Origin of the sequence: Methanobrevibacter sp. UBA212, from assembly GCF_905233225.1 — an archaeon.
GTDB lineage: Archaea > Methanobacteriota > Methanobacteria > Methanobacteriales > Methanobacteriaceae > Methanocatella.
This window is the reverse complement of sequence record NZ_CAJODJ010000005.1, coordinates 15914-29822: the sequence shown is the minus strand read 5'-3', so window position 1 is coordinate 29822 and position 13909 is coordinate 15914. Positions and strand designations below refer to the sequence as shown.

General features: G+C 38.4%; 18 protein-coding genes. 10 read left to right on the top strand and 8 right to left on the bottom strand.

All coding sequences use genetic code 11. The annotated features are described in order from the left end of the window. The first annotated feature begins 4 nt into the window (after nucleotides 1–4). Nucleotides 5–643: a hypothetical protein gene (locus QZ138_RS01525; RefSeq protein WP_292885340.1), complete on the top strand. Its 639-nt coding sequence runs from the start codon at nucleotides 5–7 to the stop codon at nucleotides 641–643. On the opposite strand, the gene QZ138_RS01520 is transcribed toward QZ138_RS01525, so the two are convergent. Both QZ138_RS01520 and cas4 read right to left on the bottom strand, forming a co-directional pair. Then, a complete protein-coding gene (locus QZ138_RS01520) occupies nucleotides 644–1108 on the bottom strand; it encodes a thermonuclease family protein (protein ID WP_292885337.1) in 465 nt (154 codons plus the stop codon). It lies immediately after the preceding gene. Next, entirely contained in the window at nucleotides 1105–1791 is a 687-nt protein-coding gene (gene cas4 / locus QZ138_RS01515) for a CRISPR-associated protein Cas4 (protein ID WP_292885335.1), read from the bottom strand. The genes QZ138_RS01520 and cas4 overlap by 4 nt, the downstream gene beginning before the upstream one ends. A 58-nt stretch (nucleotides 1792–1849) precedes the next feature. Between cas4 and QZ138_RS01510 the strand changes: the two genes are divergently transcribed. Further along, complete coding sequence (locus tag QZ138_RS01510; protein WP_292885332.1) at nucleotides 1850–2710, top strand: radical SAM protein; 861 nt, start codon at nucleotides 1850–1852, stop codon at nucleotides 2708–2710. Nucleotides 2711–2745: 35 nt separating this feature from the next. Further along, nucleotides 2746–4014 (top strand): DEAD/DEAH box helicase, encoded by a 1269-nt coding sequence (locus QZ138_RS01505; RefSeq protein ID WP_292885328.1) that lies wholly within the window; start codon nucleotides 2746–2748, stop codon nucleotides 4012–4014. Here the strand turns inward: QZ138_RS01505 and QZ138_RS01500 are convergent, their stop codons facing one another. Genes QZ138_RS01500 through QZ138_RS01485 form a run of 4 tightly spaced genes read right to left on the bottom strand, consistent with a single transcriptional unit; the run spans nucleotide 4015 to nucleotide 7326 of the window. After that, the gene (locus tag QZ138_RS01500) at nucleotides 4015–4818 is read right to left on the bottom strand and encodes a winged helix-turn-helix transcriptional regulator (RefSeq protein ID WP_292885325.1); all 804 of its coding nucleotides are present in this window, start codon (nucleotides 4816–4818) and stop codon (nucleotides 4015–4017) included. 60 nt (nucleotides 4819–4878) lie between these two features. Beyond that, the gene (gene recJ / locus QZ138_RS01495; RefSeq protein WP_292885431.1) at nucleotides 4879–6288 is read right to left on the bottom strand and encodes a single-stranded-DNA-specific exonuclease RecJ; all 1410 of its coding nucleotides are present in this window, start codon (nucleotides 6286–6288) and stop codon (nucleotides 4879–4881) included. Nucleotides 6289–6290: 2 nt separating this feature from the next. Next, nucleotides 6291–6560 (bottom strand): signal recognition particle subunit SRP19/SEC65 family protein, encoded by a 270-nt coding sequence (locus QZ138_RS01490; RefSeq protein ID WP_292603748.1) that lies wholly within the window; start codon nucleotides 6558–6560, stop codon nucleotides 6291–6293. 4 nt (nucleotides 6561–6564) lie between these two features. Further along, nucleotides 6565–7326 carry a uroporphyrinogen-III synthase gene (locus tag QZ138_RS01485; protein WP_292885321.1) on the bottom strand — a complete coding sequence of 254 codons (762 nt, stop codon included), beginning with the start codon at nucleotides 7324–7326 and terminating at the stop codon, nucleotides 6565–6567. 183 nt (nucleotides 7327–7509) lie between these two features. Here QZ138_RS01485 and QZ138_RS01480 point away from each other — a divergent pair, with 183 nt between their 5' ends. Together QZ138_RS01480 and QZ138_RS01475 are read left to right on the top strand one after the other, a co-directional pair. Continuing rightward, the gene (locus QZ138_RS01480) at nucleotides 7510–7974 is read left to right on the top strand and encodes a flavodoxin (RefSeq protein WP_292885318.1); all 465 of its coding nucleotides are present in this window, start codon (nucleotides 7510–7512) and stop codon (nucleotides 7972–7974) included. Next, nucleotides 7967–8482, top strand: coding sequence for a flavodoxin family protein (locus QZ138_RS01475; RefSeq protein WP_292885315.1), 516 nt, complete (start codon nucleotides 7967–7969; stop codon nucleotides 8480–8482). The genes QZ138_RS01480 and QZ138_RS01475 overlap by 8 nt, the downstream gene beginning before the upstream one ends. A 32-nt stretch (nucleotides 8483–8514) precedes the next feature. Here the strand turns inward: QZ138_RS01475 and QZ138_RS01470 are convergent, their stop codons facing one another. Next, the gene (locus tag QZ138_RS01470; RefSeq protein ID WP_292885312.1) at nucleotides 8515–10038 is read right to left on the bottom strand and encodes a hypothetical protein; all 1524 of its coding nucleotides are present in this window, start codon (nucleotides 10036–10038) and stop codon (nucleotides 8515–8517) included. A 261-nt stretch (nucleotides 10039–10299) separates the two neighbouring features. On the opposite strand from QZ138_RS01470, the gene QZ138_RS01465 reads away from it, so the two are divergent. Then, nucleotides 10300–11787 (top strand): sodium-dependent transporter, encoded by a 1488-nt coding sequence (locus tag QZ138_RS01465; protein ID WP_292885309.1) that lies wholly within the window; start codon nucleotides 10300–10302, stop codon nucleotides 11785–11787. A gap of 53 nt (nucleotides 11788–11840) precedes the next feature. Here the strand turns inward: QZ138_RS01465 and QZ138_RS01460 are convergent, their stop codons facing one another. After that, nucleotides 11841–12044 (bottom strand): hypothetical protein, encoded by a 204-nt coding sequence (locus tag QZ138_RS01460; protein ID WP_292885306.1) that lies wholly within the window; start codon nucleotides 12042–12044, stop codon nucleotides 11841–11843. A gap of 94 nt (nucleotides 12045–12138) precedes the next feature. Between QZ138_RS01460 and QZ138_RS01455 the strand changes: the two genes are divergently transcribed. From QZ138_RS01455 to purS, 4 genes are all read left to right on the top strand, one after another. After that, nucleotides 12139–12531, top strand: coding sequence for a flagellar protein, FliL (locus QZ138_RS01455; protein WP_292885304.1), 393 nt, complete (start codon nucleotides 12139–12141; stop codon nucleotides 12529–12531). Next, nucleotides 12528–12821 (top strand): hypothetical protein, encoded by a 294-nt coding sequence (locus QZ138_RS01450; protein ID WP_292885301.1) that lies wholly within the window; start codon nucleotides 12528–12530, stop codon nucleotides 12819–12821. Before QZ138_RS01455 ends, QZ138_RS01450 begins: the two co-directional genes overlap by 4 nt. Nucleotides 12822–12909: 88 nt before the next feature. Continuing rightward, entirely contained in the window at nucleotides 12910–13638 is a 729-nt protein-coding gene (purC, locus tag QZ138_RS01445) for a phosphoribosylaminoimidazolesuccinocarboxamide synthase (RefSeq protein WP_292885298.1), read from the top strand. Continuing rightward, a complete protein-coding gene (purS, locus tag QZ138_RS01440; RefSeq protein ID WP_292603729.1) occupies nucleotides 13639–13905 on the top strand; it encodes a phosphoribosylformylglycinamidine synthase subunit PurS in 267 nt (88 codons plus the stop codon). Nucleotides 13906–13909 lie beyond the last annotated feature (4 nt).

Here is a 13909-nt window from a genome sequence, read left to right as displayed (position 1 = left end):
GATTATGATTAAAAAAGTTCAGGTACTTTGGTATTTAAATAAGGAAGATTTGGAAAACTACTGCATAGACTTTAAGGAATACAAATCCCATAAGCTTGAAGGATATGAAATCGTTGATGTTGATGAGGATTTGATTTATGACCTGTGCGACAGGGATCCCGATAGGCTGGAACCTTTGGGCTATTTTAAGAATATCAAGGAGCTTGAAAACTATCTCTCCGACACTATTACCAATAATGAATTTGACCTGGATTTGGATTCTCCTGAACTTAAAAATAAGATTCAAAAGGCTATTGATTCCATTGATTTTACTGGTGAGGACTATTATATTTCAATTGGTGAAGGTATAGGAAATGAGAATACTAGAATCTCAAGCTGGTATGATTCACTTAGGAAGGAATATGACAGTTCCTCAAAAGATAACGTTTGGGTTTTGGCGGTTACAGGCTATGATCCTTATGACTTGTCCCTGACTGGCAGAACCTTATCCTATGTTCTTTCTGATATTTTAAACGTAACTGAAGCTTCTTTGGATAATCTGATACCTAATAAGGGAAGAATTACCATTGAGGAATGGAATGAAATTTTGGATAAGGTATATAGGAAAAACAAAATCTATCTGGGTTTGAATAGAGTTGTGTAACTAGTTAAGTCCTTTTTCAAATTCGCTCGGTTCAAAATAGGATACCTTAGCCAAGTTGTTGTTTAGCAATTCCCTGTTGATGTTTGTATCATTAGTGTAGACAATGGCCAATGTGCGGTCGTATTTGTCTTTTGGCTGTTTGTCGTCAATATCAAGATACACTGTTTTTCCAAGACACTTGTCGGTAACGAAGTTTTTTGCCTGGCTGAAACCCGGCTCCTGTTTGGCAATATCGACCTGGGTTAGCTGAACCCTACCAACACCATAAACCTGAATTGTGTTTCCGTCTATCACTTCAAGACATTTTCCTGCTTTTTCATAATTCACTGTCCTGTTGGCGATTGTCAGTGTTCCTGTCTGGTTGGCTTCACTGTTTGTATCTTTTAAAAACACGTTTGCCACTGTAAACATTATTGTTACCAGGAATATTGCCAGAAGAATTATTGAAATCGTTTTCTTGTTCATCTTGCATTCTCACATTCGTTTTTGAATCTGCATGACCTGCATTTTTTCGGATTTTTTGTTGCCATATAGGGTTTTGTTCCGTCAAACAGCCCATGCATTCTGTTGATTGTAAATTCAATTTGTTTTTCAACATCTGGAGTGAACACTTCAACCCAGAACAGATTTCCAGTTCCCCTTTCTCGGAGTGCCGCTTTGATTTTTCTCTCATCACCTGTCATGTCCTTGAATGCAAGACAGTATGCCCTGACCTGGTTCATTGTTGACTCGTAAGGTGTTCTTCCTGGTTTGTCGTCAATTATTACTATTTCATCAGGTTTCATCCATATCTCATCAATGTATCCTCTGATGCCGTAATGCGGTGCCACTACAAAGACTTCTCTTGAAAGTGAAGCCTGTATCTTTGATTCCTCAACGGCATCCTCGAACTTTGCAGGTGTCGAGTCCTTTTTGAAAATGTCCTCCAGCTCCTTGTGAATCTGGCTTCCCTGGGTCATTGCCCTTGTAGGTTGTGTTTCGATGCCTTCCACATACTCGAGATATATCTGGTATTCGCAATATCCCTGCTGATTCAGCCAGCTAATGGGGAAATTGTTTTTTCCTTCAATTATTTTAAGACCTTTTATGGAAGGGTGGTCTTTAAATTCATATGTTTTGCCATATTCGGTAATGTTTTTTTGTTGCATGATTCTCTTTTTGTAGACGATAGTATAATTAATTAACTTTAAGGTCTAAAGTAATCTCATGCATTATGTATCTTCAAAAAGTATACTGTCCAAAAACAATGGGATGAACTTGTATAGGGGATGCAGCCATGGCTGCATATACTGTGATTCACGAAGCGAAATCTATGGCATGGACCACAGCTTCGAGGATATTGAGGTCAAGGAGAATTCCCTTGAATTGCTCAAAAAGGAACTCATTAAAAGGCAGCCGGCCATGATCGGAACGGGTGCGATGACCGATCCGTACATTCCGCTTGAAAAAAGATTGGAATATGTAAGAAGGGCACTGAAATTAATTCACCGCTACGGATTCGGATTTACCTGCATCACAAAGTCAGATTTGATTTTAAGGGATTTGGATTTGCTTAAAAAAATCAATGAAAAGTCAAGGGTGGTGGTTCAGATGACATTGACGACTGCAGATGATGATCTGTGCAGAATAGTCGAGCCCAATGTTTGTCCGACCTCACGCCGTGTTGAAGTCCTTGAAACATTGTATGAGGCCAATATTCCGACAGTTGTGTGGCTGTGTCCGATTTTGCCTTACATCAACGATACCGAAGACAACATCAATTCAATTTTGGATTATTGCATTGAGACAAACGTTCAGGCAATATTGTGCTTTCAGATGGGGCTTACCTTAAGGAAAGGCAACAGGCAATATTTCTACGAAAATCTGGACAAGCATTTCCCCGGCTTAAAGGAGAGATACATCACCGAATTTGGAAATGACTATGAAATCCCATCTCCAAATAATGATCAGTTGATGAGGATTTTTAAAAAGAGGACCCGTCAACATGGAATATTAAATGAATTTGGAGAGATATTTGAGTATCTGTATGATTTTCCTTCCAAATCTGTGCAGTCAAAGTTAATCTAAATGGTTATATAACTTGTTTTTTAAATATTAAAATAATGAATTTCGATGATTTGAACATATCCAACGATATCAAAAATGCCATTGGTGAAATGGGCTTTGAAAAGCTGACTCCAATTCAGGAGTCTGCAATACCTGAAGCCTTAGAAGGCCATGACCTAATCGGGCAGGCCCAAACCGGTTCCGGAAAGACAATTGCCTTTGCAGTTCCGGTTCTTGAAAGGATTTTCATTCCCGATAAGTCTCCGCAGGCAATTGTTTTATGTCCAACAAGGGAACTGTGCATGCAGGTTGCATCCGAAATCGAAAAGTTGGGATCAAAAATCAAAAAGTTAAAGGTGCTTGCGGTTTATGGCGGCCAGCCTATTGGAAAACAAACAAGGGTGCTTAAAAAAGGTGTTCATATTGTTGTTGGAACTCCCGGTCGGGTGATTGACCATATAGAACGTAGAAACCTGGATTTGATAGGCATTGAAAGGGTGGTTTTGGATGAAGCTGATGAAATGTTGGAAATGGGGTTCAGGGAAGATATCGAAACGATTCTGGCCAGAACTCCTCATCAACGGCAAACCCTTCTTTTTTCAGCAACAATCCCTAAAGAGATTCGCCAGATTGCGGAAAAATATCAGAAGAATCCAAAATTTATCAGGATATCCGATAAAAAGCAGAACATTCCAAAAATAACTCAATACGCTTTCAGATGTGACATAAAAGATAAGTTCAATGGATTGACCAGATTGCTGGAAGCTTATGATGTCAAATTGGCATTGATATTCTGCAATACCAAAAAAAGCGTCAATTTCGTAAGAAAGCATCTGAAGGATGATTTTAAGGTCGACAGCATTCACGGGGACATGACCCAAAAGACAAGGGACAAGGTAATGAACAAGTTCAGAAACGGCAACATTAACATTTTGGTTGCCACAGATGTGGCCGCTAGGGGTCTCGATATTGAAAACGTTGATGTAATCGTCAATTATGACGTTCCACAAAACCTGGACGATTACATTCACAGAATCGGAAGGACTGCAAGGGCGGGCAAAAAGGGATTTGCATTCACCCTTGTTTCAAAGGATGAAATTTCAAGATTCAACAATATCAAAAAATCCAACAATGTCAAAATCATTGAAAAGGAGTTTCCCACGCTTCAGCAAATAGAGGATGTCAAAATCAGAAAGGTGTTGAATGATGCAAAATCATTGGTAGATGATGGCAGTCTGGAAAAATATGTTAAGATAATTGATAGTGGTGAATATGATAATTCACAATTGGCTGCAGCATTATTAAAGATGTTAATGGAAAATTAGTTATTTTCCACCATCGATAATATTGTATTTTATTTTTTCGTTTTCAAGTTCACGGGTGAATGCCTTGCTCATGTCCCCTACACAGATTGCAAGAACATTCAGTCCTTTGCGTGCCGCATTTGCAGTCGCTTGAGGAGCAGCATATTCTATATCAATGCTTAAACCGAGTTTTTTAACGATAGCTCTTGAAACGGTACCTGCAACAGCTATTCTATCTATCTCTTCGCCGCTGTTGGTTCCTTTTTCATAGACGTTTTTGATTAATTCCAAATCGCTGGCCTTGGATCCGCCGTCCTTGATGGTCGGAACATTTATTACTGTGACCTCGCCCACGCTCATGTCGATTATTCCTGTGAGATTGGTTAGCGCCACATCCATGTCCTTTTCAGCGTCATCAAGAACAACTCCTGTTGCATTTTCTTCTTTTTTATGGGCATATAGAACTCCATCTTCCATAAACAAACCGACTATGTCATCCTTTTCTAATTGTTCTTTTGCAATTGCCGGCCATATGGTCTTGTAATGGTTCATGGTTTCTAAAACGGAGTCACTATATTTTCTTAAGCTTATTGCATCCTTTTTAACTTTGTCAATGCCGCTTTGAGTAATTTTGTATGGTGATCTTCCATCTTTGGAAGTTATATATCCTAATTCGATTAATGTTTTGATATTTTCGGAAACAGCCTGTATTGTGATATCTAATTTTTCAGCCAAATCTTTTTGTTTGAGGTGAGGGTCTTGTTTTGATATTTCACTTAGTATTTGGAAATGTGTTAACGCACCTCTTTTTTTAAATGCCTTCATTTTTTTCATTCCTCAATTATAATTGATTAATTGATATTTTTATCTTTACTAGTATATATACTAATTTGTTATTTGGCCTTCAAGTTCATTGTTGAATCGTTCAAGGAATTCCTCTTTTTTATCAATAGGTATATAAGCTCCGCATGCCATGGAGTGTCCACCACCGGTTCCGCCAACTTCGGCTGAAACCTTACGGATTATGTTTCCAAAATGGATTCCGTCATATGACAACAGTCTGGAACATCTCAATGATATTTTTAAGCCTTCATCATCAGTTTGGGTAAATCCTATAACTGGCTTTTTCCAATTGCAATATCCTAGAATCATTCCGGTGATGGTACCAACAATTTCAGGTTTGATGCCGGTTCCATCGAAATATTGCAAGTTTTCAAGCTCAATTATATTTGATTGTTCACCATCACTGACTTTTTCTATTGACTGTGCCAAGTTGCGTCTGTGGTCTCTGCTGATGCTTTCAAGTTCATCCAGTGCCAGGAATCTGTCGCCTTTTAGAACTTCCATTGCGACTTTCTCTTCATGATTTCTTCCGCAGGCATTCATTGCGGTTGAAAATTCGGAACCGTCCCTTAAAAAGCTATTTTCATCCTCCTTGATGAAAGTGTATGAGTCTCCAATAATCAATTGGGGAATGTATTGAACATACTTTCCCGGAACTACCTGGGAAATCATTCCGGAAAGGCGCTGGTAAAGCTTGCCTTTTTCTTCCATAGTAAGTTCGTTTAAGGTTTTTCTGTGATGCTTTTCATCAATCTCAAGTTCCTCCAGGATGGCCATGGTTTCAGCGGTATTGTTTGTAATCGGGAGCTTTACGTCATTGAAATAGGAAAGGGCCACAAACAGCGGGCGTGTATTCCTTCCATAGATGTTGATGTCGCTTTTGATGACTTCAAGATACCCTTCATCGATTGCATCCTGCTGGATGAGTTCATTCAATCCTTCAAAATGACCGATTCTTGTATTTTGCATGTCTCCGATTGCAGAAAGCACTCCAATCCAGCTCAAATCATTATATCCGAATTCCTTTGAAAGGAAATAGCATAATCCTCCACCGCAAACATAATATGACCCATCAATTCCATGATGATGGGGATTGATTTCAAGGTAAGTGTAGTCCTTGTCGTTTTTATAGTCAAGGTCCCTTAATGGAGGATGGTGGTCCAGAATTATGATCTTTTGACCTTCCTTCGCTTTTGTATCAATCAGCTGGCCTGAACCCAAATCGGAAAAGATTGTAAGTTCATGGTCCAAGTCCAGATTGTCCAGGACGTCAAGATTGACGAATTCAATTTCATGTTCTTTATTCTGTCTGTCTAGTATGGTTGATAGTATTGCGCCTGAACAGATTCCATCACAGTCGATGTGTGAATAAATCTTGATGTTGGTTGATGATTCAATAATCCTTTTTGCTTCACTATACTGTTCAGACATTAGTTGTGGTATTTGCATAATGATCAGTTTCTTATATTTTTTATCTCTGCGCTGACTTCACGTAGAAGTTCAAGTTTTGTTCCTTCCCATTCAACAAGCACTCTTCCGGATTTTTCATACCATTTTCCAGGATATGAAACTTCCTTTTGAACACTGTGTTTTAATCCAAGTCTTTTTGCAGCTCTTTCAATATCTGAAAGGCTAGGGTCTGCTACGGCATATTCCTTAGCGATTTTGCGCCCTTCCTTCAGGGTCAAATTCTTGTCTAAATACTGTGGCCAGATAGTTATCATTTTTTCACCTGTCTAATTCTTTGAATAATAGTTCCATCATGTCCGGAACTGTGTAAGTGTCTGGGTAAATGTGGGCAATGTCATATTTGTCTAAAACCTTTGCGGTAATCGGACCGATGCAGACTGTCAATAGGTTTTCGGACAGCAGCATGGCAATCTTTTGCTTGTCGTCTACTATTTCAAAGAAGTTTTCAACGGTCAGCGGGCTTGTGAATGTAATTGCATCGATTTCTTTGTTTTCAATTTTTTCAATGAGATTTTTAACCGCTTTTTCATCCATTGGAAAGAGTGATTTGTATGCTTCGGCTAAAATAACCTTATTTCCAAGTTTTTCCAACTCTTCAGGCAAAACAGGCCTTGCAGATGCGGTTCTTGGAATTCCAATGGTTTTTCCGGTGATGCCCTGCTTTTTAAACTCTTCAATAAGACCTTCTGCTGTGAACTCGTCAGGCATCAGGTCAACTGTCAGACCTTCCTTTTCAGCCAGTTTTCCGGTCTTGTTTCCAATGACTGCCAGCTTGCAGTCCAGGGTTTTCAAGAAGTCCGGATGGAACTGTTTCAGTGAAACTATTGTTGTCGGGGATGTAAATATGATCCAATCAAGCTCATCCTTTTTTGCAACCAAATCCTTGAGGGATTGTGTGTTGACCGGCTTTAAATCAAGTGTCGGTGCGAGTATCGGCTTTCCACCTAATTTCTCAACAATCTCACAGGCTTTTCGGGCTCTGTCTTTAGGTCTTGTTATTGCAACAACAGGTTTTGACATTTCATTACCTTCATTAATTTAATAATGTAATATATTATGTTTCAACTTTTTAATATGATTTTTCATTGTTAATATTTATGTTAAAATTGATTTTTTCTTGAAAATTTACTTTGGATTTGATTAATTGTTGCGAATGTTAACAATTATATAATATGAAAACATATCCTTAAATAGGTGATTAATATGAGCAATGTACTTGTGGCTTATTTTTCAGCTAGCGGAGTAACCAAGGCCATAGCCGAAAAGATAGCAAATGAAAACGATTATGATTTATTTGAAATAGTTCCAGAAGAAATCTACACTCCCGAAGACTTGGACTGGACAGACAAGAACTCCAGATCAACAATCGAGATGAACGACAATTCATTCAGACCTCCAATTGTTGAATCCTGTGACGTAAGCGGATATGATATAGTTGCAATCGGTTTTCCGGTATGGTGGTATACAGCACCTACAATAATCAACACTTTCATTGAAAGCGCAGATTTAAGCGGAAAGACAATCAAGGCGTTCTGTACATCAGGTGGTTCAGGAATCGATAAATGCGTAAGCGATTTGGCAAACACTTATCCGGAACTCAATTTTGCAAAAGGAATGAGGTTCATGGGAGATGTTTCAAAAGCTAAAGGGTGGATTGAAGATGAGTAAGAAAGTTGTGGTCATAAGCTCTTCCCCAAGAAAAGGGGGAAATTCAGATACTATGTGTGATGAGTTTGTAAGGGGAGCAAGAGACGCCGGAAACGAGGCGGTTAAATATTTTCTGGAAGATATTGAATTTTCCTCCTGCAAGGCTTGCTACAAATGCAAGACACCTGAAATGAAGTGTTTCCAGGAAGACCAAATCTCTGAAATCCTTGAAAAAATGATGGAAGCGGATGTAATAGTGTATGCAACACCTGTATACTATTACGGGATGTGCGGAACATTGAAGATGTTTTTTGACAGGTGCTATCCGATATTCAGGCATCTTGAAAACAAGGATTACTACATAATACTTGCTGCAGGCAGCGGCTGCGGAGATACATTGGCCGGAATTAGAAGCTTCATAGGATTTTCTAAAAATCCGACAGAAAAAGAAGTATTTGAAGTCCTGGGTGATGTAAAATCTCAAAAGGACAAATTGAAAAATGCATATGATGCGGGTTTCGGCTGCTGAAAATTAAAAAATATAGGAAAGGATAATCTTTCCTATTTAAAATTATTTGAACTGTTGTATGCTTTGCCGTCAACAGTTAATGTGTATTCACCATATTCGATGTTTCCGTTCAGTTCCAATGAGGAAACTGTACTGTCACCGGTCAGAGTCCATGTAGAACCTTCACCAACTTTAACGGTTGTATTTCCGGTTGAATTGATTGCCCCTTTGAATTGGGTATTTTTCATGTTCCAGTTTAGGGAACTGATTGAATCAACGATGACATTGCCGGCAATATCCTCATTTTCAGTGTTCAATTCACATGTTCCTCCGTTGGACCCTTCGCTTCCCCATTGGTTTTGGCCTGATGACTCTAAAAATACTCCACTTGCGAAACTGCATTCTGTTTTTTCCAGATTGATTACACAGGCAGTATTGGTAATGTGGAACATTGGAGCCTCTTTGGACACTGGTGAGTCTTCAGCTATTGCCAATTTTGAATTTTTAGCGGTGAATGTGGATGTTCCGACATCAGCATCTCCACTCATGCTTTGGTAGATGAATATTCCGCCCAAATCAACATATGTATCTCCATCCTGTCTGTTGCCTTCTGCAAATCCGGTCATCTCACAATTTTCCAATTCAATTGAGTTTTTACCTTCGATGCAGGCGATTTGGGATACATATGATGTACCTTTGGTATTTTCAGCAGTAATGTTTCCGGTTGAATAAATCAAAGGTGAACCTCTGCCGCTGGTTTTGCTGACTCCTGTGTTGATTTCAGAGTTTTTGACATGTACCTGACCTTCTCCACGGTCTGTTGCAAGAGCAGCGCAGCTTTGACCGTCAGTGTTGATGATGACATTTTCGGCATTGATTACTCCGTTATAGGTTGCATCCAGCCCTCTTGACTTGTCTGAATGGGTGGTAATTTTAACGTTGTTTATGTTAGCTTCTGTGCTGCCATCAACGGTGCTTTGTCCAGGCTGTTCTCCACCGCCCTGTCCGCCAGGTGCTTGTGAAGGTTGTCCGCCTTCACTGCCGTTTCCCGCAGGCATTTCAGGAGGTTGGCTCCCGTCTCCGCCGCCATTGCCTGATGCTTCAGGTGGTTGGCCTCCTCCACCGGAGCCTTGTTGGGAGTTATCCCCACTTGAAGAAGATGCATTGGCATTGGTTACAAAAATACCGTTTGATCCTTTTGAATTGGTGTTGATTTCTACATTTGAAATGTCTGATGTGCCATTTGTATTGACTAAAATGGCAGAGTTAACTCCATAAAAATCAGCATCGTCACCGCTGGTTGCGGTATCGCCGGTTTTATTTACGGCTGAGTTTGCTAATTTGAGTTTTCCTCCATTTTTGACTAAAACTGCATTGGTGTCTGCACCATCACTGTGATAGTATCCGTCATGTTCGTCCGAGTTTTCAGAGTCAACTACAAGGTTTCCTCTGTCTTCCAGTGCATTCGCATTAATGCTAAATGAACCATTGCCCATATTATGGGAATTTGTCAGTGCAAATGCTACTGCACAAATTATTATTATTGCAAATATTGCAATTAGGTATTTTTTGTTCATGAAAGTAATAACTCGTAAGTATTATTTAAGTATTTTGGATAATCTTTCAATTCTTAAAGAGTTATAAGATGTTTAGTAATTGCTTAGTCTATATGAGGATATCAATTGCCCATATTGCTTTTTAGGGTTTAAATTAACAATTATTTGCCAAAAATTCTTGAAAAATTTAATATTCATGTTTAACATGGCGATATATTATACATTTTTATATATTGATTTCAAATATATATTACATTAAAATTATTAATGGAAATGAAAATTATGGCAGATAAAAATGAATGGGGCAGCAATCTATCATTCATACTGGCAATGATAGGTTCTGCCGTCGGACTTGGAAACATTTGGAGATATCCTTATGTGCTTTATTCTAATGGTGGGGGAGCATTTTACATCCCTTATATTGTAGCTATTCTTTTAATGGGAATTCCTTTCCTGATTTTGGAGTATGGCGTAGGATATAATTTCAAATCTTCTTTTGCAAAGGCTGCAAGAAAGATAAACTCCAAATGTGAGTATTTGGGCTGGTTTTTACCGGTTGCTGTTTTTATGATTATGATTTACTACTCAGCCATTCTCGGTTGGGATGGAATATATATTATTTTAAGTTTCTTTAAGGGTTGGGGAGCAAATCCGGATGCTTTCTTTGCAACCACTCTTCTTCAATCTTCAGAATCTTACCTTGGTTTACTTAATTTCATTCCTGTTATTGCAGTGGCTATGCTTGCAGGCTGGGTACTTATTTGGTTTATTTCACACAGGGATCTTGAATCAGGGCTTGGAAAGGTTTCAAAAGTATTGGTGCCTGCATTATTCATCATTATGGTTATCATAGTGATATTCTCATTGACTCTGCCGGGCGCTTCAATCGGCCTTGCAGAGCTGTTCAATCCTGACTGGTCACTTTTGGGACATTTTGAAATATGGATGGCGGCATTTGGACAGATAGTATTTTCCTTGAGTTTGGGAATGTCAATTGCATTTACTTATGCAAGCTATACTAAGGATGACGCAGATTTAATCACAAATACGATATCAATCGCTCTTGCAAATTCACTGTTTGAAAACTTTGCTGCGCTGGGCGTATTTTCAATTTTAGGTTATATGTCATTGCAGTCCGGAACTGCTGTTTCAGAGCTTGTGACTCAAGGAACAGGGCTTGTATTTGTAGTTTATCCGACAGTATTTAATGTATTGGGTCAATGGGCATATGTTTTAGGACCGCTGTTCTTTTTGACAGTTTATCTTGCAGGACTTACAAGCATCCTGTCTACTGTTGAACCGCTGTCATTTTCCATTCAAAACAAGTTTGGGCTTTCAAGGTCCAGGACAATGACAATACTGATTGCTGTCGGTGCCTGTGTATCTATGATTTATGCAACTGCATTTGGAGGATCCCTACTTGGATTTGTCGACACTTTCATTAACCAGATTGCATTGCTCTTTGGTGTAGTCGTTGAATGCATTATCTTTGCTTGGATATTCAAGGCGGACAAATTAGTCGATTTCCTTAATTCAAAATCTAAAACAATCAAGCTTGGAAAATGGTGGTTGTTAATAGTCAAATATATTCTTCCGATATTCATTTCAATTATTTGGATTGGAGGAATGTTTGACGTGGCTCACAGCGGTTCATTTGACCAGCTGAACTTCACAATCGTCTCAGCAATCGTGCTGTTGGTTGCCACCTTGATATTCACCATATTGCCGGCCAAAAATCCCGATTGGGATAATGCTGAAGAAAGAGTTTAAATTTAGGTTAAATTTCATATTTAACCTTATATCTTTTTTTTTAATTTAACAAGTCATCTGAAAAGGTTTGTTAAAACGTTATTTTCATTATTGGTAATGGTAAAGTTCATACTGCTGTTTGAATCCTGTTTGATACTATCGGAGTTATTATTTTGGGTAGCGGTACTGTTGGCATCCTCTGTGAAGTGGACTCCCATTATCAGACCTAATATTGATAGTAAAAATATCAGAAGTATTACAGTATTTTTCATGTTCATAATAATAATTTTATTTTTGTAATATATAAATTAATAGAAAAGTATTTTAATATATTAGGTTAAATAACTATTGAAAGCTTAATGAGGTGATAATATGAAAGGTGTTATTCTATTAATATTGGGCATCATCGCCGTAATAGTTGTCGTTGGTGGTGTGGCAGCAGTGCACGTGATGCATGAAGCGGGCATTGAGGATATCAGTGCCGATTCAGTAAAAACTCTGATGGATAAGGTATTTAATATTCATTCTTCAGAAAGTTCAGGTTCATCCTCAGGTTCCTCTTCAGGTTCAGGTTCTTCATCAGATTCAGGAAATGTCCTGGATGTTGTAAAGGAAGAGGTTAAGCAGAATTATCAAAATGGTGAAGGGTCCTATAAGGAAGTCACCTATGAGGACGGCGGATTCAGGCAATATGATACCAAAACCGGTGAACTGATAGGTTCCTCATATGATTCAGATCAGGGCAAGCTCCCAAGCATGGAATGATTAGAATGATTTTAAAGGATTTGATGATTCATTTCAGTATCGATGAGGATTTGCCAGAATATCTTTTAAACCAAACATTCAATAAGGTTTTTCTTGATGGAAAACTTACAAAAGAAGGAAACACTTATGAAATAGCAGTTACAACACGCCAGGATGTTACACATCACTTGTTTATCAAACCTGGTGAGGAATTTCCCGTAATTGTTTTGTCCGAACTTCCAAGCGGCCTTTTGAATGGCATGAAGTTCCCGCAAAATGAAAGTGTCGGAATTCCAATCAACAAATTATGACTGCTATTTTTTTCTCTATTTTTAACTATTTTTATATAATATTACAATCAAAAATAATAATATAATAATTTAATATTTTGTTGATATCATGGACAAAAAAGAGTTAATTAATTCTGGAAAAGTGAAAAGCGTTTTCACTACTGATAATCCTGATGAGGTCATAATCGAGTTTAGGGACGACATGACTGCAGGTGACGGTGCAAGAAAAGAAGTGATGGACAATAAAGGGGCTTACAATGCAGTGATTTCCGCTAAAATATTTAAGGTTTTAGAGGAAAATGGCGTTGCAACCCAGTTTGTTGACCTGCCTGAACCTAATGTCATGGTCGCAAAAAAGCTTGAAATGATTCCGATAGAGGTTATTGTAAGAAATATTGCCACCGGCAGTTTGGTTCGCAAATATCCGATTGATGAAGGTACCAAATTGGACCCTCCTTTAGTTCAAATGGATTACAAGGACGATGAATATCACGACCCTATGCTCAACAGGTCACTCATAAGGGCACTTGACATAGCTACAGACGAGGAAGTCGATATCCTGATTGAAAAGGCATTGAAAATCAATAAGGTCCTCACCAAGTTCTTTGCTGATGCGGGAATCATCCTTGTTGACTATAAAGTCGAATTCGGTAAGGATAAGGATGGAAACATCCTTTTGGGTGATGAGATATCCCCTGACGGCTGCAGGCTATGGGACAGTGAAACCCTGGAAATGTTGGACAAGGAACTGTTCCGTGAAGGAAAGGACAATGAGGTAATGGCAGCTTATATTGAAGTTTATAATAGAGTTATTCCAGATGATGAAAAGGTGATTTAGATGTTATTTGATATTGAAATTAAAATCTCTTTAAAAAGCGGTATGTTAAACCCTGAAGCTACTCAAGTTGAAAGATCACTTGATTTGTTAGGTTATGAAGTTAAAAACGTTAAAACTGTTGAAACAATCAAATTCCAAATGGAAGGAGAAGACAGGGAAGCAATCAGAGAAAATGTCGTTGATATGTGTGAAAGATTGCTCTGCAATCCTGTAATTCATGATTATAAGATTAATGTTATTCCACAAAACATGGCTTGCGGTAAATAGGTGT

Bases quoted from the DNA above. Each gene is read 5' to 3' on its own strand.
- QZ138_RS01525 (WP_292885340.1), top strand. From the start codon at position 5: ATGATTAAAAAAGTTCAGGTACTTTGGTATTTAAATAAGGAAGATTTG.
- QZ138_RS01520 (WP_292885337.1), bottom strand. From the start codon at position 1,108: ATGAACAAGAAAACGATTTCAATAATTCTTCTGGCAATATTCCTGGTA.
- cas4 (WP_292885335.1), bottom strand. From the start codon at position 1,791: ATGCAACAAAAAAACATTACCGAATATGGCAAAACATATGAATTTAAA.
- QZ138_RS01510 (WP_292885332.1), top strand. From the start codon at position 1,850: ATGCATTATGTATCTTCAAAAAGTATACTGTCCAAAAACAATGGGATG.
- QZ138_RS01505 (WP_292885328.1), top strand. From the start codon at position 2,746: ATGAATTTCGATGATTTGAACATATCCAACGATATCAAAAATGCCATT.
- QZ138_RS01500 (WP_292885325.1), bottom strand. From the start codon at position 4,818: ATGAAGGCATTTAAAAAAAGAGGTGCGTTAACACATTTCCAAATACTA.
- QZ138_RS01490 (WP_292603748.1), bottom strand. From the start codon at position 6,560: ATGATAACTATCTGGCCACAGTATTTAGACAAGAATTTGACCCTGAAG.
- QZ138_RS01485 (WP_292885321.1), bottom strand. From the start codon at position 7,326: ATGTCAAAACCTGTTGTTGCAATAACAAGACCTAAAGACAGAGCCCGA.
- QZ138_RS01480 (WP_292885318.1), top strand. From the start codon at position 7,510: ATGAGCAATGTACTTGTGGCTTATTTTTCAGCTAGCGGAGTAACCAAG.
- QZ138_RS01475 (WP_292885315.1), top strand. From the start codon at position 7,967: ATGAGTAAGAAAGTTGTGGTCATAAGCTCTTCCCCAAGAAAAGGGGGA.
- QZ138_RS01470 (WP_292885312.1), bottom strand. From the start codon at position 10,038: ATGAACAAAAAATACCTAATTGCAATATTTGCAATAATAATAATTTGT.
- QZ138_RS01465 (WP_292885309.1), top strand. From the start codon at position 10,300: ATGGCAGATAAAAATGAATGGGGCAGCAATCTATCATTCATACTGGCA.
- QZ138_RS01460 (WP_292885306.1), bottom strand. From the start codon at position 12,044: ATGAACATGAAAAATACTGTAATACTTCTGATATTTTTACTATCAATA.
- QZ138_RS01455 (WP_292885304.1), top strand. From the start codon at position 12,139: ATGAAAGGTGTTATTCTATTAATATTGGGCATCATCGCCGTAATAGTT.
- QZ138_RS01450 (WP_292885301.1), top strand. From the start codon at position 12,528: ATGATTAGAATGATTTTAAAGGATTTGATGATTCATTTCAGTATCGAT.
- purC (WP_292885298.1), top strand. From the start codon at position 12,910: ATGGACAAAAAAGAGTTAATTAATTCTGGAAAAGTGAAAAGCGTTTTC.
- purS (WP_292603729.1), top strand. From the start codon at position 13,639: ATGTTATTTGATATTGAAATTAAAATCTCTTTAAAAAGCGGTATGTTA.